This is a genomic window from Limnohabitans sp. Rim8 (genome assembly GCF_945869175.1).
Lineage (GTDB): Bacteria > Pseudomonadota > Gammaproteobacteria > Burkholderiales > Burkholderiaceae_C > Limnohabitans_A.
Map to the genome: position 1 here is coordinate 31,137 of NZ_CAMBNZ010000002.1, position 23,383 is coordinate 54,519.

Annotated in this window: 19 protein-coding genes; 8 read left to right on the forward strand and 11 right to left on the reverse strand. The window is 59.5% G+C overall.

Going from position 1 to position 23,383, the window contains the following annotated elements; all coding sequences use genetic code 11:
• A complete protein-coding gene (locus tag Q0O19_RS00565; protein ID WP_295518887.1) occupies positions 1-444 on the forward strand; it encodes a hypothetical protein in 444 nt (147 codons plus the stop codon).
• A 42-nt stretch (positions 445-486) separates the two neighbouring features.
• Complete coding sequence (locus Q0O19_RS00570; protein ID WP_295518890.1) at positions 487-936, forward strand: hypothetical protein; 450 nt, start codon at positions 487-489, stop codon at positions 934-936.
• A gap of 3 nt (positions 937-939) precedes the next feature.
• Here Q0O19_RS00570 and polA read toward each other — a convergent pair whose 3' ends face one another.
• On the reverse strand, positions 940-3,786 hold the full coding sequence (polA, locus tag Q0O19_RS00575) for a DNA polymerase I (protein WP_295518893.1): 2,847 nt from the start codon (positions 3,784-3,786) through the stop codon (positions 940-942).
• Positions 3,787-4,165: 379 nt separating this feature from the next.
• Here polA and Q0O19_RS00580 point away from each other — a divergent pair, with 379 nt between their 5' ends.
• Complete coding sequence (locus Q0O19_RS00580) at positions 4,166-5,128, forward strand: homoserine kinase (protein ID WP_295518997.1); 963 nt, start codon at positions 4,166-4,168, stop codon at positions 5,126-5,128.
• A gap of 4 nt (positions 5,129-5,132) precedes the next feature.
• Positions 5,133-5,933, forward strand: coding sequence for a BPSS1780 family membrane protein (locus Q0O19_RS00585; protein ID WP_295518896.1), 801 nt, complete (start codon positions 5,133-5,135; stop codon positions 5,931-5,933).
• 5 nt (positions 5,934-5,938) lie between these two features.
• Here Q0O19_RS00585 and Q0O19_RS00590 read toward each other — a convergent pair whose 3' ends face one another.
• Positions 5,939-6,415, reverse strand: a complete 477-nt coding sequence (locus tag Q0O19_RS00590; RefSeq protein WP_295518898.1) for a peptidylprolyl isomerase — start codon at positions 6,413-6,415, stop codon at positions 5,939-5,941.
• 26 nt (positions 6,416-6,441) lie between these two features.
• A complete protein-coding gene (locus tag Q0O19_RS00595; protein WP_295518900.1) occupies positions 6,442-8,853 on the reverse strand; it encodes a UvrD-helicase domain-containing protein in 2,412 nt (803 codons plus the stop codon).
• Positions 8,854-9,094: 241 nt separating this feature from the next.
• Here Q0O19_RS00595 and Q0O19_RS00600 point away from each other — a divergent pair, with 241 nt between their 5' ends.
• Together Q0O19_RS00600 and Q0O19_RS00605 are read left to right on the forward strand one after the other, a co-directional pair.
• Positions 9,095-10,351 carry an MFS transporter gene (locus Q0O19_RS00600; protein ID WP_295518903.1) on the forward strand — a complete coding sequence of 419 codons (1,257 nt, stop codon included), beginning with the start codon at positions 9,095-9,097 and terminating at the stop codon, positions 10,349-10,351.
• A gap of 192 nt (positions 10,352-10,543) precedes the next feature.
• Entirely contained in the window at positions 10,544-11,521 is a 978-nt protein-coding gene (locus Q0O19_RS00605) for a GMP reductase (RefSeq protein ID WP_295518906.1), read from the forward strand.
• Positions 11,522-11,584: 63 nt separating this feature from the next.
• Here Q0O19_RS00605 and Q0O19_RS00610 read toward each other — a convergent pair whose 3' ends face one another.
• Positions 11,585-12,319 (reverse strand): sulfite exporter TauE/SafE family protein, encoded by a 735-nt coding sequence (locus tag Q0O19_RS00610; protein WP_295518909.1) that lies wholly within the window; start codon positions 12,317-12,319, stop codon positions 11,585-11,587.
• A gap of 19 nt (positions 12,320-12,338) precedes the next feature.
• Entirely contained in the window at positions 12,339-13,244 is a 906-nt protein-coding gene (locus Q0O19_RS00615) for a LysR family transcriptional regulator (RefSeq protein ID WP_295518912.1), read from the reverse strand.
• Positions 13,245-13,363: 119 nt separating this feature from the next.
• On the opposite strand from Q0O19_RS00615, the gene Q0O19_RS00620 reads away from it, so the two are divergent.
• The gene (locus Q0O19_RS00620; RefSeq protein ID WP_295518915.1) at positions 13,364-14,338 is read left to right on the forward strand and encodes a tripartite tricarboxylate transporter substrate binding protein; all 975 of its coding nucleotides are present in this window, start codon (positions 13,364-13,366) and stop codon (positions 14,336-14,338) included.
• Positions 14,339-14,365: 27 nt separating this feature from the next.
• Positions 14,366-15,571 carry a M20 aminoacylase family protein gene (locus tag Q0O19_RS00625; protein WP_295518918.1) on the forward strand — a complete coding sequence of 402 codons (1,206 nt, stop codon included), beginning with the start codon at positions 14,366-14,368 and terminating at the stop codon, positions 15,569-15,571.
• Positions 15,572-15,648: 77 nt separating this feature from the next.
• On the opposite strand, the gene Q0O19_RS00630 is transcribed toward Q0O19_RS00625, so the two are convergent.
• The 6 genes from Q0O19_RS00630 to Q0O19_RS00655 all read right to left on the reverse strand — a co-directional run bounded on the left by Q0O19_RS00630 (position 15,649) and on the right by Q0O19_RS00655 (position 23,272).
• The gene (locus Q0O19_RS00630) at positions 15,649-16,524 is read right to left on the reverse strand and encodes an alpha/beta hydrolase (protein ID WP_295518920.1); all 876 of its coding nucleotides are present in this window, start codon (positions 16,522-16,524) and stop codon (positions 15,649-15,651) included.
• Positions 16,525-16,537: 13 nt separating this feature from the next.
• Positions 16,538-18,709: a TonB-dependent receptor gene (locus Q0O19_RS00635; RefSeq protein ID WP_295518923.1), complete on the reverse strand. Its 2,172-nt coding sequence runs from the start codon at positions 18,707-18,709 to the stop codon at positions 16,538-16,540.
• 166 nt (positions 18,710-18,875) lie between these two features.
• Complete coding sequence (locus Q0O19_RS00640) at positions 18,876-20,327, reverse strand: DEAD/DEAH box helicase (RefSeq protein WP_295518926.1); 1,452 nt, start codon at positions 20,325-20,327, stop codon at positions 18,876-18,878.
• Positions 20,328-20,381: 54 nt separating this feature from the next.
• Entirely contained in the window at positions 20,382-20,951 is a 570-nt protein-coding gene (gene dcd, locus Q0O19_RS00645) for a dCTP deaminase (RefSeq protein ID WP_090043381.1), read from the reverse strand.
• A gap of 67 nt (positions 20,952-21,018) precedes the next feature.
• Positions 21,019-22,128 carry a BMP family ABC transporter substrate-binding protein gene (locus Q0O19_RS00650; RefSeq protein ID WP_295518932.1) on the reverse strand — a complete coding sequence of 370 codons (1,110 nt, stop codon included), beginning with the start codon at positions 22,126-22,128 and terminating at the stop codon, positions 21,019-21,021.
• 94 nt (positions 22,129-22,222) lie between these two features.
• A complete protein-coding gene (locus Q0O19_RS00655) occupies positions 22,223-23,272 on the reverse strand; it encodes an adenosine deaminase (protein ID WP_295518935.1) in 1,050 nt (349 codons plus the stop codon).
• Positions 23,273-23,383: the final 111 nt, after the last annotated feature.

Below are 23,383 nucleotides of genomic sequence, written 5' to 3' on the forward strand. Positions count from 1 at the left end.
ATGAAAAAACTGCTGATCCTTTGCGCTTTTGTGACCTTGTCTTGGCCCTGCATGGCACGAGACTCCACCGCTGATGTTTCGCCTCCCGAATGGTTCAGCCTAGCTCGCCAAGCCATTGAGATGAAGAACTACGATTTGGCAATCCAGGTCCTCTCGCAAGCCCCTGAAAAACAATCAGCCGATTGGCATAACCTGATGGGCTACAGCTTGCGTCTGAAAACACCCCCACAGTTGATGATGGCCGAACGGCATTACCAAGCCGCGCTGGAAAAAAATCCGATGCACTTGGGCGCTCTGGAGTATTACGGCGAACTGCTTTTGTTGAAAAAGGATTTGTACGGCGCACAAACCCTGTTAAAGCGGCTTGAAAAGGCTTGCACTTCAGGGTGCGAGGAGCTGAACGATCTGCAAAAAAGCATTGCAGAGTTCAAAACCAAGAATTGATCTTTTTAAACCTGAACCCAGCTCTGAAGGAGAAACCTCTCAATGAAAAAACAATTGGCTCTTGTCATTCTCTGCGCTGCCTCATGGGCCAGCATGGCCGCCGACACACCATCCGCTCCCGGTTCGGCTTCATCCTCTTGGCTTGCCCAAGCTCGGCAAGCCGTTGAGGGGAAAAATTACGATTTAGCCATCCAAGTGCTGAATCAATCCAATGACAAAGCCTCTGCCGACTGGCATAACCTGATGGGTTACAGCTTGCGCAAAAAGACACCGCCTGATTTGCCCGCTGCCGAAAAAAATTACCAGATGGCTTTGGAAAAAGACCCCAAGCACCGTGGCGCCTTGGAGTATTACGGTGAGTTGTTGCTGTTAAAAAATGATTTACCAGGCGCCGAAATCCTGCTGCAGCGCCTGGAAAAAGCCTGCTTTTTTGGCTGCGAAGAACTCCGTGACCTGAGAAAAAGTGTGGCGGACTTCAAAGCCAAAAAATGAGCTTCAGTGGGCCTGCTCCCAATTGGGGCCAAAGCCCACTTCGGCCAACAGCGGCACCTTCAAATTGGCCACACCGGCCATGATGCGCGGCACCTCGGTGCGCACCCACTCGACTTCTGACTCAGGCACTTCGAAGACCAGTTCATCGTGTACCTGCATGATGACCTTGGTGGTCTTGCCTTGCGCGTCCAGTGCTTTTTGCACCGCAACCATGCTCAGCTTGATCAGGTCGGCCGCTGTGCCCTGCATGGGCGCGTTGATGGCGGCCCGCTCGGCCCCGGCGCGGCGGGGGCCGTTGGGGCTGTTGATTTCGGGCAAGACCAAGCGCCTGCCAAATACGGTCTGCACATAGCCCAAGGCTTTGGCCTGCTCGCGGGTCGCATCCATGTAGTGTTTGACGCCCGCAAAACGTTCGAAGTAGCGGGTGATGTAGTTCTTGGCGGCGGTGTTGTCAATGGCAAGCGCCTTGGCCAAACCGAAGGCGCTCATGCCGTAAATCAAGCCAAAATTGATGGTTTTGGCGTATCGGCGCTGTTCGCTGCTCACCGTGTCGGGCGTTGCGCCAAACACCTCGGCCGCGGTGGCTTTGTGCACATCCAGGCCTTCATGGAAGGCCTTGAGCAAGGCCGCATCGTCGCTCAGGTGTGCCATGATGCGCAGCTCGATCTGGCTGTAGTCGGCGCTCGCAATCACGCAGCCTGCAGGGGCCACAAAGGCCTCGCGCACCTTGCGCCCCTCGGCGGTGCGCACCGGGATGTTTTGCAGGTTGGGCTCGTTGCTCGACAAGCGGCCGGTGACGGCCACGGCCTGCGCGTAATGCGTGTGCACACGCCCCGTGCGCGGCAAGGCCAACTGGGCCAGCTTGTCGGTGTAGGTGCCCTTCAACTTACTCAAACTGCGGTGCTCCAGAATGCGGGCGGGCAACGGGTAGTCTTCGGCCAGTTTTTCCAGCACCTCTTCGTCGGTGCTGCGCGCACCGGTGGCGGTTTTTTTGACGACGGGCAAGCCCAGTTTGTCAAAAAAGATCTCGCCCAACTGTTTGGGGCTGGCCAGGTTGAAAGGCTGGCCAGCGATCTCGTAGGCCTCGGTTTCAAGCTGCACGATGCGCTCGCCCAGTGCCTGGCTTTGCGCGGCCAGTGTGGGGGCGTCGATCAACACACCGTTGCGCTCGATGTGGTACAGCGCCTCGCTGGTCGCGATTTCCAATTCGTACACGTACTTCAGCCCTGCATGCGCTTCGATCTGCGGCCACAGCGCCAGGTGCACGTCCAGGCACTGGTCCGAGTCTTCGCAAGAATAATGCGCCGCCTTGTCCACATCCACCTGCGCAAACGGGATCTGTTGCGCACCTTTGCCGCACAGGTCTTCATACGTCACACCCCGGCGACCCACATGCCGCTCGGCCAAGCTGGAGAGGCCATGCGGCTTGTGCACTTCGAGCACATAGCTTTCCAGCATGGTGTCGTGGGCATAGCCCTGCACCTCGATGCCGTGGTTGGCGAACACATGGCGGTCGTATTTGATGTTTTGACCCAATTTCAAGCGCGCGGGGTTTTCCAGCCAGGGCTTGAGCTTGGCCAGCACTTCCGTCAGCGGTAACTGCTCGGGTGCACCCGGGCCCTTGTGGGCCAGCGGAATGTAAGCCGCCTCACCGGGCGTGACGCTGAGCGAAATGCCCACGATTTCGGCACGCATGGCGTCCAGCGAAGTCGTTTCGGTATCGATGGCCGTGAGCGGCGCTTGCTCGATGCGGGCCAGCCACTGGTCAAATATCGCCCAGTCGAGCACCGTGTCGTATTTCAAGTCGCCTTGCACGGCGCTGGCGGCGCTGTTCAACTCGGGCAAGGCCTCTGGCGCTTCTTCTTGGGCCGAGCCAAACAAGTCGCCCATGCCCGTGTCTTTGGGCTTGGCGGTTTTGGCTTTAGGCGAAGGCGCGGGCACAGCACCACCCAGCGATTGCACCAAACCCTTGAAGCCGTAGGTCTGGTAAAAGTTCAACAACTTTTCTTTGTCTGGTTCGTGCAGGTGCAAACTGGCCAGCGACGGCAAACCCGGCACCCAGGCACTCAAATCGCAATCGGTTTTCATGGTGACAAGCGCCCGGCCCTTGGGCAACCAATCCACCGCTTGACGCAAGTTCTCGCCTGCCACACCCTTGATCTCTTGGGCATTCTCCATGAGCTTGTCGAGCGAGCCGTATTCCAGCAGCCACTTGGCGGCCGTCTTGGGCCCCACCTTGGCCACACCTGGCACGTTGTCCACCGTGTCGCCCACCAGCGTCTGGTAGTCGATCATGAGGGAGGGCGGCACGCCAAACTCTTCGGTCACTCCCGCCACATCGCGCACCTTGCCGTTCATGGTGTCGATGATGGTGATGTGCGCATTCACCAGCTGACTCAAGTCCTTGTCGCCGCTGGACACCGTGACTTGGATGCCCTGCTGGGCGGCCACATGGGCCAACGTGGCGATCACGTCGTCGGCCTCCACGCCCGGCACATCCAGCACCGTCCAGCCCATCAGGCGCACCAGTTCGTGGATGGGCTCGATCTGGGTGCGCAAATCGTCGGGCATGGGGCTGCGGTTGGCCTTGTACGCTGGGTACATCTCATCGCGAAAAGTGGGGCCCTTGGCGTCGAACACGCACACGGCATAAACGGCTGGCACATCCTTGCGCAGCCGCTCCATCATGTTGATCATGCCGCGAATGGCCCCGGTAGCGGGGCTGTTGGGGTCGCCCGGCACAGCCCGCAGGTCCGGCATGGCATGGAAGGCGCGGTACAGGTAACTGGAGCCGTCGACCAGCAAGAGGCTGGCTTGGGGGGATGCAGATTCAGGGGTGTTTTCGCTCATCCCCCAATTGTGTACCGGGATCAAGGCAAGACCGTCAATCCACCTCATGATTGGGTGGCCGGGCCTGCGCCTGGGCGATATGGCCAAGCGAAGCGCTGCGACCACTGACGACCCTCCAGACAGTGTGTGGGGCCTGCGTTGAGGCGATGTGGCAAAGCGAAGCGCCTCTGAGCCTCGGCGGAGCCACCACACACCATCGCCCCGACAAATGCAAACCCGTTAAGGACTGACGGCACAGGGCCTCAGAGGCGCTTCGCTTTGCCACATCGGCCCCGCGCCGTCAGCCCTTAACGGGTCATTGGGAGCTTTTCGCCCTCTACAATCGTTACTTTCCCACCTCAGCCAGCAACCTCCTGGCGCTTTGACGGTTTTCTCCCCCATGGCGGTATTCACCGAAGTCACCGAAACCCAGGCCAACGACCTGATGCAAGCCCTGAACCTGGGGAACTTGACTGCTTTGCGCGGCATTGAAGGCGGCATCGAAAACACCAACTACTTCGCCACGACCGAGCAAGGTGAGTACGTGCTCACCCTGTTCGAGCGCCTGACTCAAGAACAACTGCCGTTTTACCTGTACCTGATGAAACACTTGGCCAGCCAAGGCATCCCGGTGCCCAACCCGGCGGCCAACCGCGATGGCGACATCTTGCACACCGTGAGTGGCAAACCGGCCGCCGTGGTGAACAAACTCGCTGGCAAAAGCCAATTGCAACCCCAAGCCGCGCATTGTGCTGGCGTGGGCGACATGCTGGCCCGCATGCACCTGGCCGGAGCCGACTACAACCGCAGCCAGCCCAATTTACGCGGCCTCAATTGGTGGAACGACACCGTGCCCTTGGTGCTGCCCTATTTGGATGGCGATCAAGCCGCGTTGCTGCGCAGCGAACTGGCGTTCCAAAACCACATCGCGGTCGGTGCCGCGTATGCCGCTTTGCCGCGTGGGCCGGTTCATGCCGACCTGTTCCGGGACAACGTGATGTTCGACGGTGAGCAACTCACCGGCTTTTTTGACTTCTATTTCGCTGGTGTGGACACCTGGCTGTTTGATTTGGCCGTCTGCCTGAACGACTGGTGCATCGATTTGCCCACTGGCGTGCATGACAGCGGCCGCACCCAAGCCATGCTGAGCGCCTACAACCAAGTTCGCCCACTGACTGCCTGCGAGCGTGACCTGCTGCCTGCCCTTTTGCGGGCAGGGGCTTTGCGTTTTTGGATTTCACGCCTGTGGGACTACCATCTGCCCCGTGAGGCGTCCATGCTCAAACCCCACGACCCAACTCACTTTGAACGCGTATTGCGCGGCCGGGTCCGGCACCCGCTCTGTGCCTCTGCCCTGATCTGACACCATGAACCTGCAAATCGTTCCCACCCGCGCTGGCCTCAAATGGGCTCGCCAAGGCATTCGCACCTTTTGGCGGCAGCCTTTGGCCATGTCTGGCCTGTTCTTTTTGTTCATGGCCACCGTGTCGGTGGTGTCCATGGTGCCTTTCATTGGGGGGGCCTTGGCCTTGGTGGTTTTACCGGCCCTCACACTGGGCATGATGGCGGCGACCCAGGTGGCCTCCGACGGCAAGTTCCCAATGCCCAGCGTGCTGTTTGTGGCCTTCAAATCGGGACCACACCGCCAAACCATGTTCATTCTGGGCGGTTTGTATGCCGTGATTTTTTTGGTGGTGATGGGTTTATCCACACTGGCCGATGGTGGCACCTTTGCCAAGGTTTACTTTGGCGGTGCCCCCATGACGCCTGAAGTGGTCAGTACCGACGCGTTTCAGACCGCCTTGTGGGTGTCCATGTTGTTTTATTTACCGCTGTCCATGATGTTCTGGCATGCACCGGCCTTGGTGCATTGGTACGGCATGCCTGCCGTCAAAAGCCTGTTTTTCAGCTTTGTGGCGTGTTGGCGCAACCTCAAAGCCTTCACCGTTTATGTGTTCGCCTGGGGTGTGGTTTTCATGACGGCCGGGGTTTTGGCCATGCTCATCGCCACCTTGCTGGGCAATCCGGGCCTGATGATGGCCACCTTCATGCCTATGGCACTGATGGTGGCGGCCATGTTCTTCACGTCCATGCTGTTTTCGGTACGCGATTGTTTCGCAACCGATGTCTTCGACGAACCACCCACCAACGCAGGGCAGCCCGACTGATGCGTTCAGTGGTGGTGGCCATGCGCACCATGCGCGTGGCGGTGCGTGATCTCTTCGGCTGAAGCAGCCCGCACTTCCTGCACCGTCAAGCTGAGTGTCAGGTGCTGACCGGCCCAAGGGTGGTTGGCATCCAAAATCACCTTGTCGCCCTTGATCTTGACCACGTTGAACACCTGCTCATGGCCCTCGGCCGAGCGGCCCCGCAGTTGGCCCCCCACTTTCACACCCGGCGGAAACTCGCTTTTGGGAATGGTTTGCACCAGGCTCTCGTCGCGCTCGCCAAAGGCGTCGGCCGGGGCCAGCTTCAAGGTGGTGGTGAAACCCACTTCCTGGCCTTCGAGTGCGGCTTCGATTTTGGGGAAGGTGTTGTCATAACCGCCGTGCAGGTAGGACGTGGGCTCTTTCGTCTTGTCGAGCAACTGGCCTTGGGCGTTCACCACTTTGTGGTGCATGGTGACAACGGTGTCTTGGCTGATTTTCATGGGAAGCTTTCAAACAGTGAACAGGGTTAAACCAGGGTGAGTTTGGCCACGCTCAGCGCCAGCCATTTCAAGCCGTGGCGAGGGAAGTTGACTTGGGCACGGGCATCGCCCCCCACACCTTCGACCGCCAACACCTTGCCTTCACCAAACTTGGTGTGGAACACATTTTTGCCGGCCGCGATGCCGTGTTCGGGCACGGCTTTCTGAACGGGCACGGGCGGGCTTTTGTAGGTCTCGGTGCTCAGGCTGCTTTGTCCCCAGGCCGGGCGGGTGTGGCGGTTGAAGGCTGGCGTTTGTGGCCAGCCGCCTGCGCTCCCACCTGCCCCACCCGCCTGTCCGCCAGCGCTGCCCAAATTGGAGAAACCGCCGTTCTTGGGCGTCACCCACTTCAGGCAGTTTTCAGGCAACTCGTCGAGAAAGCGGCTTTTCAGGTTGTAGCGGGTTTGGCCATGCAGCATGCGGGTTTGCGAATGGCTCAGATACAGGCGTTTGCGGGCACGGGTGATGGCCACATACATCAGTCGGCGCTCTTCTTCGAGACCGTCAAAGTCGTTCATGGCGTTTTCGTGCGGAAACAGGCCTTCTTCCAAGCCCGTGATGAAGACAGCCTCAAATTCAAGTCCTTTGCTGGCGTGCACCGTCATGAGTTGCACCGCGTCTTCTCCGGCTTGGGCTTGGTTGTCACCTGCCTCCAATGAGGCGTGACTCAAAAAGGCGGCCAAGGGGCTCATGATGACACCGTCTTCGCTGAATTCGTCGAGGGTGCCCAAGCTTGTATCGGTTGAACCGCTGACCCCTTGGCTGGCCGGGCTTTGGGTCAAGCCTTGCGGCAACGCCACAGCGCTTCGGCCAAAGCCTTCTTGCGTGACAAAACTTTCGGCGGCGTTGACCAGTTCTTGCAAGTTCTCCACACGGTCCGCGCCTTCTTTTTCAGCGCGGTAGTGGTTGACCAAACCGGTTTTGTCGAGCACCAGATCAATGATCTCGCGCAGCGTCAAGCCTTCGGTCTGCTCACGCAGCACATCGACCATGGCCACAAACGCGGCCAAATTGGCCCCGGCCTTGCCGGTGGTGGCACTCACGGCATCGTGCAAGGAACAGCCTGCAGCGCGTGCCGCGTCTTGCAACTGCTCGATGCTGCGGGCCCCAATGCCGCGGGGTGGAAAGTTGACCACCCGCAAAAAGCTGGTGTCGTCGTTCGGGTTCTCCATCAGGCGCAGATAGGCCAACGCATGCTTGACCTCGGCGCGTTCAAAAAAGCGCAAACCGCCGTACACCCGGTACGGAAATCCGGCATTGAACAGCGCGGTTTCCAGCACCCGGCTTTGCGCGTTGCTGCGGTAAAGCAGCGCCACTTCCTTGCGCGAAAAACCATCTTGTTTGACCAACTGCCCCAACTCCTCCACCAACCACTGCGCCTCGGCAAAGTCAGAGGGCGATTCGACCACCCGCACCGGCTCGCCCGCACCTTGGTCTGTGCGCAGGGTTTTGCCCAAACGGGTTCTGTTGTGGCTGATCAGGTGGTTGGCCGAATCGAGGATGTTGCTGAAACTGCGGTAGTTTTGCTCCAGCTTGATCTGGTGGCGCACCTGAAACTCGCGCACAAAATCGGCCATATTGCCCACACGGGCCCCCCGGAAGGCATAAATGCTCTGGTCGTCATCGCCCACAGCCAATACCGCACAGGTGCCACCCTCACCCGGTAAGCCTGCCAATTGCTTGAGCCAGGCATATTGCAATTTGTTGGTGTCCTGGAATTCGTCCACCAAGATGTGGCGAAAGCGGCGGCGGTAATGCTCGCGCAAATGTGCGTTGTCGCGCAGCAACTCATAAGAACGCAGCATCAACTCACCAAAATCCACCACGCCTTCGCGCAGGCATTGCTCTTCATAAAGCTGGTACAGCTCCACCTTGCGGCGGGTTTCGTCGTCGCGCACCGGCACATCGCCCGGCCGCTGTCCGTCTTCCCTGCAGCCCGAAATGAAATACTGCACCTGCTTGGGCGGAAAGCGGTCCTCGTCCACATTGAACTGCTTGCACAGCCGCTTGACAGCCGAAAGTTGGTCTTGCGTGTCCAGAATCTGAAAAGTCTGCGGCAAACCGGCCAGTTGGTAATGCGCTCGCAAAAACCGGTTGCACAGGCCGTGAAAAGTGCCGATCCACATGGCGTTCACGTTCACCGGCAGCATGGACTGCAGGCGCAACTTCATCTCCTTGGCCGCCTTGTTGGTGAAGGTCACCGCCAAAATGCCGCTGGGTGATACCTGCGAGGTTTGTAAGAGCCAGGCGATTCGGGTGGTCAACACCCGGGTTTTGCCAGAACCCGCCCCGGCCAAAATCAAAGCGTGCTCAGCAGGCAAGGCCACCGCCCGGTGCTGCTGATCGTTGAGCTGGGCCAGCAAAAGGGAAGATGTGTTCGGCGAAGTGTCTGAAAGCATAAGGTGAGATTGTAGGAAGTTCGCTCTTCGGATGGCCCCGGAACTGGGTCAGGTGTGACGGGGCAGCATCCAGGCCGGTTTTCGTCGACTTCGGGACAGCTGAAAAACACGCACCGTGACACGATGCTGTTGGTTTTTCACACTCTGACAGAACGATCCCCATGAGCCCTGACAGTTGCCACCGGACACAACGCCACAAGCCTGGGCGAAGCAGGATCACGGGGTTCGAAAGGTCTGAAAAGTGAGCTCTTTTTATGGCTGGCGCATGGTGGGCGCCGCTTGCGGCATCCAGTTTTTGTTGGCCGCTTTTCTCACGCAAACTCTGGGTCTGTACATCGCCGTGTTGTCAGACGAGATGGGCTGGAGCAAAACCACCTTGTCAGGCGCTGCGGCGCTGCAATCGGTCGAAGCGGCCATCATCGGTCCCGTGTTGGGCTGGGTCATGGACCGGGTGGGCCCACAAAAAATGATCCGATGGGGCATGGTGTTGTTTGCAGCCGGCTTGTTGCTGTTGAGCCAAGTGGACAGCGTTGGCAGCTTTTATGCCAGTGCCATCCTGATGGCCATCGGTGCCAGCTTGGGGGGCTACTTTCCCCTGTCGGTCGCGCTGGTTCAATGGTTTGAGAAGTTCCGCGCGCGCGCCTTGTCCATCATGAGCCTGGGTCTGGCCATGGGTGGACTGGTGGTGCCGCTGATGGCTGGGTCCATCCAAGCCTGGGGTTGGCGGGCCACGGCCGCAGGCTCGGGTGTGCTGGTTTTACTGGCCGGCTTGCCGATGGCCAACATCATCCGCCGCCGCCCCGAGGACCATGGTGAACACGTCGATGGCATTGACCCGGCCAAAGCGGCGGCTGCCGATCTGGTCCAAGGCCGTCCAGCGCCCCCTGTCCAAATTGAATTCACCGTGGCACAAGCACTGCGCACACGGGCTTTTTGGATGCTGGCCATCGGCCACGGTCTGGCCTTGCTGGTGGTCTCTGCTGTGAACGTGCATGCCATCACCCACATGAAAGAAGGCCTGGGCTATTCGTTCACCACCGCCAGTTGGGTGATTCTGATCATGACCTTTGGCCAGCTGGCCGGGGTGCTGATGGGGGCCAGCATGGGCGACTGGTTCGACAAAAAAAAGGTGGCCGCCTTGTGCATGCTGGCCCACGGTATCGGCATGCTGTGCCTGACCTTTGCCAACCACATGGCCATGTTGGTGGCATTTGGGGTGTTTCACGGCATCGCCTGGGGCCTGCGTGGCCCCTTCATGCAGGCCATCCGGGCCGATTATTTTGGGCGCAACGCGATCGGCCTGATCCTGGGCCTCTCCGCTGCCATCATCGCGCTGGGGCAAATTGCCGGACCCATGATCGCCGGGATTTTGGCCGACCTGACCGGCGATTACCAACTGGGCTTCAGCCTGCTGGCCTTGCTGGCCGCCCTGGGTTCGCTGGCCTTCATGTTGGCCACCAAACCGATATTGCCCCAAGCCGCGGAGACACCGGCTTGAAATCGAATCACGCTCGCCTGTTTGTGAGCTGATGGAACACGGGTAGAATCAGCCACCGGGCCCAAGATTCTTGCGCCCGGTTTTTTTTGGCCCTGAACCTGCAACGGGTTCGCCCCAAGGCGTCAAAAAACCGGCCAGGCCAAGCGCTCATTCGTTCCTTTCAACGATTCCTTTTTGGAGCTTGGTTTTCTCATGGAAATTTTTGACTACGACAACATCCTGCTTTTGCCACGCAAGTGCCGCGTGGAAAGCCGCTCCGAGTGTGACACCAGTGTCGCCTTGGGCAGTCGCACTTTCCGCCTGCCGGTCGTGCCTGCCAACATGAAGACGGTGGTGGACGAAAGCATCTGCCTGTGGATGGCGCAAAACAACTACTTTTACGTGATGCACCGCTTTGACCTGGACAACGTCCAGTTCGTGCGCGACATGTACACCAGGGGGGTTTACGCCTCCATCTCGCTGGGCGTCAAGGCCCCTGACCGTGCGACCGTCGACGAGTTGGCCGCGGCGAATCTGGTGCCTGAATTCATCACGATCGATATCGCCCACGGCCATGCCGACAGCGTGCGCGACATGATTGGTTACATCAAGGCCAAACTGCCCAACAGCTTCGTGATCGCGGGCAATGTGGCCACGCCCGAGGCCGTGATCGACCTGGAAAACTGGGGCGCTGACGCCACCAAAGTGGGCGTGGGCCCCGGCAAGGTGTGCATCACCAAGCTCAAGACCGGTTTTGGCACCGGCGGCTGGCAGTTGTCTGCGCTGAAATGGTGTGCACGCGTGGCCACCAAACCCATCATTGCCGATGGCGGTATCCGCAGCCACGGCGACATCGCCAAGAGCATCCGTTTTGGCGCGAGCATGGTCATGATCGGCTCGCTGTTTGCGGGCCACGAAGAGTCGCCCGGCAAAACAGTGGAGGTCGATGGCGAGCTGTTTAAGGAATACTACGGCTCGGCATCCGACTTCAACAAGGGCGAATACAAACACGTCGAAGGCAAGCGCATTCTGGAGCCGATCAAGGGCAAGCTGGCCAACACGCTGATCGAGATGGAGCAGGACGTGCAAAGCTCGATCAGCTATTCGGGCGGCACCAAGCTGATGGACATCCGCAAAGTGAACTATGTGACCCTGGGCGGCGACAACGCAGGTGAACACCTGCTGATGTGACCCTGTCTGGGTTGCAGAAAGAGGACACTGCAGACGCCCTTTGGGGGTCTCAGCCCCATGGTCTCAGCGCAATGCCCCATAGGCCAGCATCAGGCCGCTGACCACCAACAAGGCGCAAATGATCTGCCTTAGCCTGGCCACGGGAACACGGTGGGCCAGGCGGTGCCCCAGCCAAACGCCGGCCAAGGCCACGCCCATCAAGACCATCCAGCGCTGCCACAGCACCTCACTGGCCAATCGCCCATCCCAGGCCATGCCAACCAACACGGTGCTGGCGGCGACCGAAATCACCATGGGCGTGCTGGCCCGCATTTGCTGAACATCGGCCAAACGGCGGCTGAGCCAAGCCACCACGAGCGGGCCTGCGGTGCCAAACAGCATTTCGACCAAGCCAATGGCGGTCCCCACCGGCCAGGCCCAGTAGGGTGCAGGCGGTGCCCATTTGGCCAAAGACTTGGGGCGCAAGGCATTGAATCCCACGCTCGCCACATACAAACCGAGCAACAACAAGGGCCAGCTGGCCTGCAAATAGCGCATCAACCACAAGCCCAACAAGGTACCCACCACCATGGCGGGCAGCAGGCGTCGCAACTCGCGCCACTGCACCTGACGCCAGTTCAGACCGCTGTGAAAGGCCGAAGCGGGCACATCCATGAGCAGCGTCAGCGCGACCACCTCGGGCAAGGGCCATTGCCAGGCCAGAAGCGGCACGATGACCAGCGCGGAGCCAAAGCCGGTCAACCCCAGCACGGTGTAACCCAGCAAAACCACCCCCATGGGGCCCAGCCACTCTTGCATCCTAATTCCTTTGAGACCGTCAATCGATCAAATGCTTTTGGACAAAGTCGCGAAACACCGACATGACGGGCAACTCGGTTCTGCCCGCCAGTGTGATGAGGGCCAGCCGCGCTTGGCCTTGCCAGGGTGTGCTCATGCCCAACTCCACCAAACGACCTTGGACCAAGCCCTCCCGCGCGGCCCCCACGATGCCCAGGTAAATCGCATCGGTTTGTCTCACCACATCGAGCAAACTGGCGATGTCCTCGCACTGCAAAGTGGTCATTTGTGCCGGGTTCGCCTGCGGTCCATAGTGGTCCACCAACAAACGGGCCACCTCTTGTGACAGTTGGATGGAGGCGATGGGGAAAGACAGCACCGCTTCAAAGGGCACACCTCCAGGGTGAAGGCTGAGCAAAGGGTGCCCTTGGCGGCACACAAAGCCTGCACGCATCTCCACCACATGCGTGATTTTCAAGTCCGGCGCGGCCTCTACCCGCCGCATGTCCACCACCAGAGCATCAAGTTGCCTTTCGCGCAACTGGGTCAATTGCAGCTCGGTGGACCCGCGTGAGACCGTCACCTGCACCGTGGGATGGTGTCTGGCCATGTAGACCAGCCAAGGCGTCATCAGCATCGCGCCGGGGCCAGAGCCCAAGCCCACCCGCAATGTGCCCAAACCCCCTTGCTGGAGCAAGGCGGCCCCTTGTTGGAGTTCATGGGCCTCATGCACGATGCGCCGCGCCCGCTCCATCACCGCGCGGCCCAAGGGTGTGAGTTCGTTTTTTTTGCCGACCCGGTCCACCAGCATTCCGCCCAAGTCGTCCTCCAGCGCCTGGATGCTTCGACTCAGGGCCGACTGGGTGATGTGCAGCTTCTCTGCCGCACGGCTGAAGGAGCCGGTTTCGGCCAGTGCCAGCCAATGCTCAAGGTGCCGGAGGTTCATGCATTCATTTTACGAATGAATATCAGGAAAATAAGTCATTGGACACATTGATTTAGCGTTTTTACGATGTCCTCATGGTCAGTTGAACCATGCAGAACCTTGAAACGAACGGTGACATCATGAACATCAAACACCTTCTCGCCAGCCTGGTCGTGGTCACCAACGCCTTTGGCCCTGCCCTAGCGCAAACCTATCCCGCGAAAACGATCAACCTGATCGTGCCCTACCCAGCTGGCGGTCCCTCTGACTTTTTCGCTCGCAAGGTGCAGCCCGAAGCGGCCGCCAAACTGGGGCAAACGATGGTCATTGAAAACATCGGTGGGGCTGGCGGCGCGATCGGCATGGCCAAACTCGTCAACGCACCTGCCGACGGCTACACCCTGAGCTTGGGCAGCCCCATGGAACTGGTGCTGGCGCCCATGGCCATCCAGGGCGTCAAGTACAAATCCGAAGATTTCAAACTGGTCGCGCAATTTGCCACCACCAACACGATCCTGGCCGTGCGCAACTCGCTCAACGTCAAGACGGTCGATGAACTGCTGGCTCTGGCACGCAAAAACAACGACAAACCGCTGAGCTACGGCAGCGTGGGCCCTGGTTCGCTGTACCACCTGATTGGCGAAAAGTTCTCTCAAATCACCAAAGTGGAGATGCTGCACGTGCCCTACAAGGGCATTGCTCCCCTGCTGTCTGACTTGATGGGGGGCCAAATCGACATGGCTTTCTTGCCCATGGCCGGCTCGATCCCACAAACCCTCATCGACGGCAAGGTTCAGGGCTTGGCCGTGACCTCGAAAACCCCACATGCGCTGTTCAAACAGTTCCCGGCCATGGCAGCCATGAAAGGGCTGGAAGCCATGGAATTCGATATCTGGGCTGGGGTCCAAGTCCACAAGAACACGCCGGACACCGTGGTGAACACCTTGAACAAGGCTTTTTATGCTTCGGCCGACGCCCCAGAAACCCGCAAGGCGCTGGAAGCCAGTGGCAATGTGGTCTTGCCCTCGCGCAACCCTGCCGAACTGGCCCGGATCTACACTGGGGAAATCGAGCGCTACCGCGCGATTGCCAAATCGATTAACCTGCAGGCTTAATGACTCACTTTGAAACGAGGTCCTGCCATGAACGCCCCCAGCGAAGCTTTTTTGCACGAGAAACTGCATGCCCTGCAAGCCCATGCAGATGAATTCATCGCGGTTCGCCGTGACATCCACAAGCACCCGGAGATGGGCTACAAGGAGTACCGCACCAGTGACCTGGTGGCCGAGCAACTGAGCGCCTGGGGTTACCAAGTCACGCGCGGTTTGGGCGGCACCGGTTTGGTCGGTCAGCTCAAAAGAGGCTCGGGCCCCAAAAGCATCGGCATCCGCGCCGACATGGACGCCTTGCCGATTGACGAGGCCACCGGCCTGCCTTATGCCAGCTGCAATGTGGGCATCATGCACGCCTGCGGCCACGATGGGCACACCGCCATGCTGCTGGCGGCGGCCAAGCACATCGCGCAAAAAGGCGCGTTCTCGGGCACCGTGAACCTGATTTTTCAGCCCGCCGAAGAAGGCTTGGGCGGGGCCAAGAAAATGATGGAAGACGGCCTGTTCAAGCAGTTTCCGTGCGACGCCATCTTTGCCATGCACAACATGCCCACCCACCCGCAAGGCCACTTGGTCTTGCGCGATGGCTCGGCCATGGCCTCGTCCGACAACGTGACCATCACCTTGCATGGCAAGGGCGGGCACGGTGCCATGCCGCATGTGTCTGTGGACCCAGTGGTAGCAGGCTCGGCCATCGTCATTGGCCTGCAAAGCATCGTGGCCCGCAACGTTGACCCACAACAAATGGCCATCATCACGGTGGGCGCGTTCAATGCGGGCGTGGCCAACAATGTGATTCCACAGACCGCCACGCTCAAACTCAGCGTGCGATCACTGGACCGCGATGTGCGCATCCTGCTTGAAAAACGCATCACCGAACTGGTCCATGCGCAAGCCCAAAGCTATGGCGTCACAGCCGACATCGACTACCAACGCGGCTACCCGGTGCTGGTCAATCACCTGGCCGAAACCGATTTCGCCCGCGATGTGGCTGAGGAGTTGGTGGGTGCCGACAAAGTGATGCGCCAAGGCCGCGCTCTGAACGGCAGCGAAGACTTCGCCTTCATGCTCGAAGAGGTACCAGGCAGCTATTTGCTGATCGGCAACGGCGATGGTTCGGGCGACGGTCACGGGGCATGCATGGTGCACAACCCGGGCTACGACTTCAACGACAAGAATGTGGCTGTGGGCTCGGCCTATTGGTCGCTTCTGGTGGAAAGGTTCTTGCCCGCTTGATCCCTCAGCAGCGGTCCATCAACGCCACAAAAAGGGCAAGCCCAATGGCTTGCCCTTTTTGATTCGATGCCCCAGGCTCAGACAGGCTTTTGGTCAATCAAGGTCTGCGCCAAGATGTTCAGGCGTGTGCCCACTCGCGTGAGGTCCGTCACCACGCTGAAGTGGTTCAGGCCAGGCAACTCTTCACAAACAGGAACGGTCTTGGGGCCCCACGCTTGATGAATCAAGCGGTTGTGTCGCAAAAATTCCGGGCTCTCATCACCCCCCACCAAGGTGAACAAAACACCCTTTCGCGGCCGCTGCCATTTGGCCGGACTGGCCATGCGCACATGGGCCGGGGTCAGGCGCAAATCGCCCCGGACAAAAGGCGTTTTACGCACAGGTGCCAGATCAAACAGCCCCGAGATGGACATGGCTTTGCGCACCAAGCCCGCAGGCAGATCGCGCCCCACAGCTTTCCAGTCACAGCCCAGCAGCATGGCCGCCAAGTGCCCTCCTGCAGAATGGCCGATCACCGTGATGTTCTGCCGGTCACCGCCATGCTCGGCGATGTGGCGCCAGACCCAGGCTGAGGCCTTGGCCATTTGCCGCGCGATATCCGGGACCGTCACAGGCTGGACCTCGGTGCCAGGGCACAAGGCGTAATTGACCACCACCACACAAGCGCCCATCTCGCGCAACGCCGGGGCCACAAAAGAATGGTCGGATTTGTCCAGGCTGCGCCAGTAGCCCCCGTGGATGAAGATGACCACGGGCGCATCCGCCCGAGCGGCAGGAAAGATGTCGAGGGTTTCACCCAAACCCTCGCCGTAAGGCAGGTCCAACACAGGCTTGAGGGTCTCACGCGCTAGCACGGAAGCATTCTTCCAGTGCGCAAAGTGGTCTGCAAAATCGGGCACCAGAGCCCGGTTGTTGTACATGCGGTCGTGCCATGCGGCGTCTTGGATGGGCATGTGCGTCTCCTGTTTAAATTTTCATCTCGAGGCGAAGCTGGATGTTTTGCCAATTGCGGTCGGTGGTGCGGGCCGTCTCTTGCTGGACGCCCGTATTGAACGTGGTGGCGGTTTCGTAATCTCGGGGCACAAGGTTGCTGATGGTCAGACGCAAGGCGGTCGCGGCCGAGAACCGCCATTGGCCATACACGTCCACCACGCGCTTGACGCCTTGGTAGGACCACTGCTCTTGGCTGCGTCGCGTGTCGTAGTCAGGGTTCCAGTTGACGTTGCCCCCCAGCGTCAGTGGCATGCCCCTCAAGCGGTAGTCACCCCCGAAGTTGGCAGTCATACTGGGCTGTTGGTCCAAACGGTTATCAGGTCCAGGCACCTCTTTCACCTTGGACCGGAAGAAACTGACGTTGCTGCGGATGTCCACTGGCCAAGCCGAGGACCAAGCTTGGTTCAAACGGAATTTGGCTTCCAGCTCCACACCTTGGGTGATGGCATCACCCACGTTTTGGGGACTGGACAACCAGCGCTGCTGGTTGGACCAGGACACCGTCTGCAACTGGGTCTGGTAACGGATCAGGTCTTGAATATTGCGACGGAACACATTGGCGCTGAGCACACCTCCGCCTTGCAGATAGCGCTCAAATCCCAATTCAATGCCGGTGGCCAACTCGGGCCGCAGGTCGGGGTTGCCCACACGGTCGGGCTGGGTGGGCACGTTGCTGGGAAAGACATCCGGATGGTAATCGCGCGAGTAACGCAACGGCGCCACCATGTTGTACAGCGTCGGGGTCTTGTAACTGCGCGTCAGACTCATGCGCACTTGGTCGCGCTTGGCAGGATCAGGCTTCCACATCGCATGAAGCAATGGGGTCCACACCTGGCTTTGGTTGCTTTTAGCGGTGTCACTCACCTGCCCCTCAGTCAGGATGCTCTCGTACCGAACACCCGCATAGGCAGACCAATTCGGGTTGATCTTGAATTCGTCTTGGGTGTAAGCCGCCCATCGGGCTGTGCGAGCCTTCAAGTTGCCACTCTCGTCACCCGCACCCGCACTCGCTTCCTCGACACGCCGCACCCCTTCGTGCTCCAGCCCGGTCACCCACTGGTGACCACTGTCCAGAACACGGGTCCACTTGGCATTCAGACTGGCACTGCGGTCGGTGAAGCGTTGCTCATCCAATGCGTTGGACAAGAGTCCCGTGCTGGCAACAGCGGTCTGGGTGATCTGCTGGTCGTACTTGGCCTGACCCAGTCCAAAGCGGACCTCCAATCGGTCATCGGCCGACAAACGCTGGCCCCATTGACCATTCAGGCGTGCGGCGGCGTATCGGCTCTCGTTGTCGGTCAAAGCGGTGTCGGTTATGGCTGCTGAGGAAAGCCGTCGTGCATCGATACGGCCTTGGGCGGCGTACTCGGAGTAAATCAAAAAAGGCGTCAAGGTCAGAGTTTTGCCCTGCTCGCCTTTCCATTGCAAGCGGGCGTTGGCGTGTACACCTTGCCGACGGCCCGCAAACTCGGCCATGCGGACTTGGTCATCGCGGTAATCCGAATCGATCTCGATCAAGCTTTGGTCGGCACGCTGGTTGTCCATGGCCGACAGCGTGAACGTGCCGCTCACGGGTGCCGTGCTCAGGTTGTGCACCCAGTTCAGCATATTCGAGTCTTGACCGTACTCTTGGCTGCGGGTGATTTTCAAATCGTCCGGGGTGGCTTTGCGGCCTTCGCGCAGCACGATGTTGATGGTGCCCGCGATCGCCCGGGCGCCGGTTTCGGCAGTGGGTGCGCGCAAAATTTCAATGCGTTCCACCTGCTCGGGCGTCAGCGAGTCGACGGAAAAACCCGGCGGCATGCGCTCCCCGTCCAGCAAAATTTGGGTATAGCCCCCACCCAAACCTCGCATGCGGATGGCTCCGCCTCGGCCAGGCGCGCCTTGTACCGTCACGCCCGGTAAACGCTTGAGCACATCGCCCAGTGTGGCATCGCCTTGTTTTTCGATCTCCTCACGGCCGATCACAATTTTGGAGGCCGTGGACTCTTGCCGCGCTTCGGTGTCATTGTTACGGGTGCTGCGGATGTCGATTTGTCCGAGATCGGTTGTCGACGGTGTTTGTGCCATGGCAAAGCCAGAGGTGCACAGCAAAAAGGCCGCAGAGGAGACAAAGCCAAGCGACAAAGCCGGTTCTTGGCCCATCAAAGACTGTTGGGAAAAAGAATGTGGGAGATGAGGAAAAGTATCGCGCATGGGGCGATTTTGACATCCTCACATGACATGCGTTTGAAGCCCCGCCAAAGACCGGGACCTGTGCCCCATCAAGCCCACCAGCATTCGTCCGGTGGGCAAACACCCCTGCATGCGATCACTCGCCGGACTTGAACAAGGCCGCTACCTTGCGTTTGGGTTTGATGTTGGCCGAAATCGACGATCGAACCGTTTTGGGACCGCTGGGCTCCCAGCTGGGGGGCGCGTCGGTGGCCGCTGCCTCGTAAGGCTTTTGGAAGAAGGGATCGCGATTGATAGGCGCAGGGCGAAAGCCGCCGCGTCGCTCGTGAGGCACATCTAGCGCATCACGGGGGTCGTGCTCACGGCGACGGCCCTCAAAAGCGCGAGCACGCGGGCGGTCTTCGGCCCGATCACCCCACTTCTCAGGAGGCGGGCCTGCAGGCCGAGTGTCCAGCTGCAAGGTTTCCACTTCCAGCTTTTTCTTGATCAGCTTTTCGATATCGCCCACCAAACGCGTGTCCGAAGGGCTGACCAAGGTCACGGCCAGACCGGAAGCGCCGGCACGTCCCGTGCGGCCAATCCGGTGCACATAATCTTCGGCGTTGAAAGGCACGTCAAAGTTGAACACCGCCGGCACGTCCTTGATGTCCAAGCCGCGCGCAGCCACATCGGTGCAGACCAGCAAATCGACTTCGCCTTGTTTGAAGGCTTCAAGCGCTTTCAAGCGTTCGTCCTGGCTCTTGTCGCCGTGCAAGGCCGCCGTGCGCAAACCCTCGCGTTCGAGTGAGCGGGCCAGACGGCCGCAGCCGAGTTTGCTGTTCACAAAGATGAACGCCTGCTTGATGCCCCGATCGTCCAGCACCTTGCGGATCACGCGACGCTTGTCGTCGTCTTGTGCGGCGTAAAACCGCTGCTCCACGGTCGAAGCCGTTTCGTTCGGACGCGCCACCTCGATGGTGATGGGGTTTTGCAAATAACTGCCTGCCAAGCGCTTGATCTCGGGCGAGAACGTCGCCGAAAACAACAGCGTGGTGCGTTGTTTGGGCAAAAAGCTCAGGATGCGCTGCAAATCGGGCAAAAAGCCGATGTCCAGCATGCGGTCGGCTTCGTCGAGCACCACGTACTCGACCTGGTTCAAGACCGCGTTTTTGGCTTCGATGTGGTCCAGCAAACGGCCAGGTGTGGCCACCAGCACCTCGACACCTTTTTTCAGCTCCAAAGTCTGGGGCTTCATGTCCATGCCACCAAATACCACGGCGCTGCGCAGTTGGGTGTACTTGGCGTACATCTTGATTTGTTGGGCAACTTGGTCGGCCAACTCACGCGTGGGCAGCAGCACCAAGGCACGCACCGGATGGCGTGCGGGTGAAGTGGAAGGGTTTTCGTGTTTGAGCAGGCGCTGCAGCAAGGGCAGCGAAAACGCCGCCGTTTTCCCTGTGCCGGTCTGGGCTGCGCCCATCACGTCCTGGCCCGTCAACACCACCGGAATGGCTTGGGCCTGAATAGGGGTCATAGATTCGTAGCCCATTTCGGCCACGGCTCGTGCCAGCGTGGGCGCCAGCGATAAATTGGAAAAAGAGTCGGTCATTAACCCGCTATTGTCGCATTTTGGGGTGACAGGCCAAAAACCGGGTTTGGGACCTCAGGTTTTGGGCAATGTCACACCCACTTGGCCTTGGTACTTGCCGCCCCGGTCCTTGTAGCTGGTTTCACAGACTTCATCGCTCTCGAGGAACAGCACCTGGGCGCAGCCCTCACCGGCGTAAATTTTGGCGGGCAAGGGGGTGGTGTTGCTGAACTCCAGCGTCACGTAGCCTTCCCACTCAGGCTCAAAAGGCGTGACGTTGACGATGATGCCGCAACGGGCGTAGGTGCTTTTGCCCAGGCAAATGGTCAGCACATTGCGCGGAATGCGGAAATACTCCACGGTGCGGGCCAGTGCGAAACTGTTGGGCGGGATGATGCAGACATCGCCTTCGATGTCCACAAAACTGCGCTCGTCGAAGTTTTTCGGGTCAACCACCGTGCTGTAGATGTTGGTGAACACCTTGAACTCGGGCGCACAGCGGATGTCGTAGCCATAACTGCTGGTGCCGTAGCTCACGATCTTTTGGCCAGCGGCGTTTTGCCGGACTTGGCCAGGCTCGAACGGCTCGATCATGCCGTGCTGCTCAGCCATGCGGCGGATCCATTTGTCGCTCTTGATGCTCATGCTGTGCCTTTGTGTCAATCGCGCTATTTTAGGGTCTTGCCCGGACACTTTGGCCCAAGCGGACATCTCAACGGCTGATGCGGCCGACCACGCCCTGCACCAGGTAGTTCATGCCCAAAATCTGGGCATCGCTCAAGGCTTGGCCAGCAGGCGCAACCCCTTTGCCCTCGTTGTCGGTGATGGGCCCGACAAATGGCAAGAGCTTGCCCGTGCCTATGGCTTTTTGCTGGGTCAAGATCTCGTCCTGAACCGCTTTGGGCACTTTGGGGCCAAAGTCGCCCACGCGGATCATGCCGTCCTTGACGCCACCCCAGACCGTTCCCGATGTCCAACTCCCATTCATGGCGGCCTTCACGCGGGCCGAGTAGTAGTTACCCCACTGGTGCGTGACCGCGATGATCTGTGCATCCGGTCCGATTTTGCGCATGTCGGAGTGGTAGGCCACGGCCATCTTGCCGCGTTCTTGCGCGGCGGCCATCACCGCTGTGGAGCCGGTGTGAAAGGCGATCACGTCCACGTCTTGGTTGAACAAGGCCATGGCCGCTTCACGCTCTTTGGGTGGGTCAAACCAGGCGTTCAGCCAGACCACCTTCACAGTGGCTTTCGGGTTGACCGAGCGCATGCCCAATGTGAAAGCGTTGATGCCTTGCAGTACCTCGGGAATCGGAAAGCCCGCCACATAACCGGCAACGTGGGTCTGTGTCATGCGTCCGGCCGCGATGCCGGCCAGATAGCGGCCTTCGTAATACCGGGCGTTTGAAGCCGCCACGTTGGCAGCCGTTTTGAAGCCCGTGACCGATTCAAACTTCACATTCGGGAAGTCTTTGGCCACCTTGAGTGTGGGCTCCATGTAGCCAAAGCTGGGGGTGAAAATGATCTGATGGCCCTGCTGCGCCAAATCACGGATCACGCGTTCGGCATCAGCACCCTCCGCCACATCGGCCACCCAGGTGGTTTTTACTTGATCACCCAAAGCCTTCTCAACGGCCTTGCGGCCATCATCATGCTGTTTGGTCCAACCCGCCTCGGTGATGGGCGAGACATAGACAAAACCGGCCTTGATCGGCTCGTTCGCTTTTTTTGAAGTCGGGGTTGAAATTGGCGCAGACGTTTGAGCCTGGGCGATCGGAAGAAAAAAGCAGGCGGCCACGAGCGTGGCTGCGAGGTTTTTATACATGGTAGTCCTCTACATGGCCCCGGAAATTGAACACAACAAAGCCCGCCGGGGCGGCGGGCTTAGGGAATAGATTTTATCAAGGGTGCCGCGGTTCTTAATCCTGCTCTGAAAAACTTTGAAAGCACCGTTTGAGCTCATGCATCCATCGGTGCTTGTCCGCCTCGGGGGCAAAGCTCGCCTCGATGCTGTTGGCCGCGAATTTGTAAGCTTGCTGCGCGCTCAAATGCAGCGCGGCAAAAGTCTGCAGGTAGTTCTCGTTGAGGTAGCCGCCAAAGTAGGCGGGGTCATCTGAGTTGATCGTCACGCACAGGCCTGCATCCAGCATCTGGCCCAGGTTGTGGTCGGCCAGATTCTTGAACACACACAGCTTGAGGTTGGACAGCGGGCAAACGGTCAGTGGCATGCGGCCATCGGCCAGGCGCTTCATCAGCGCAACGTCGTGGATGGCCTGCACACCGTGGTCGATGCGTTCCACCTGCAAGGTGTCAAGCGCACTCCAAATGTAAGCGGGCGGGCCTTCCTCCCCCGCGTGGGCCACCAAATGCAGCCCCAGCGCACGCGCTTGGGCAAACACCCGGGCAAACTTTTCGGGCGGATGCCCCACCTCGCTCGAGTCCAAGCCCACACCGATGAAGCGATCGCGCCAAGGCATGGCTTCTTCCAGCGTGGCCAGCGCTTCGTCCTCGGACAGGTGCCTCAAAAAACACAAAATCAAATCGGCACTGATGCCCAGCTTGGCCTGCGCATCGCGGCAGGCGCGATGCAGGCCTTCGATGACCGACGCCATGGCGACGCCCCGGGCCGTGTGGGTTTGCGGGTCAAAAAACAGCTCCGCCCGCACCACATGGTCGGCAGCGGCTTTTTCAAAATAGGCCCAGGCCATGTCGTAAAAATCCTGCTCGTGCAGCAGCACGCTGGCCCCGGCGTAATACAGATCCAGAAAGCTTTGCAGGTTGGTGAACGCGTAGGCGTTGCGCAAGGCCGCCACATCGGCATAAGGCAAGGTCACCCCATTGCGCTTGGCCAAAGCGAAGATCAGCTCGGGCTCCAGGGAGCCTTCGATGTGGATGTGCAACTCGGCCTTGGGCATGGCCTGGAGCAAATCAGGCAAGCGACTGGAAGGGACGGCGTGGACTTTGAACATGGTCAATCCTGTGTGATGCATCCCGAATTGGGGTGCCTGGGCGTTGCGAACGATGGAACATCGTACTGTGAAGGTAAACCCTGATTTTCCAATCATTCGGCCCTGCTTTGT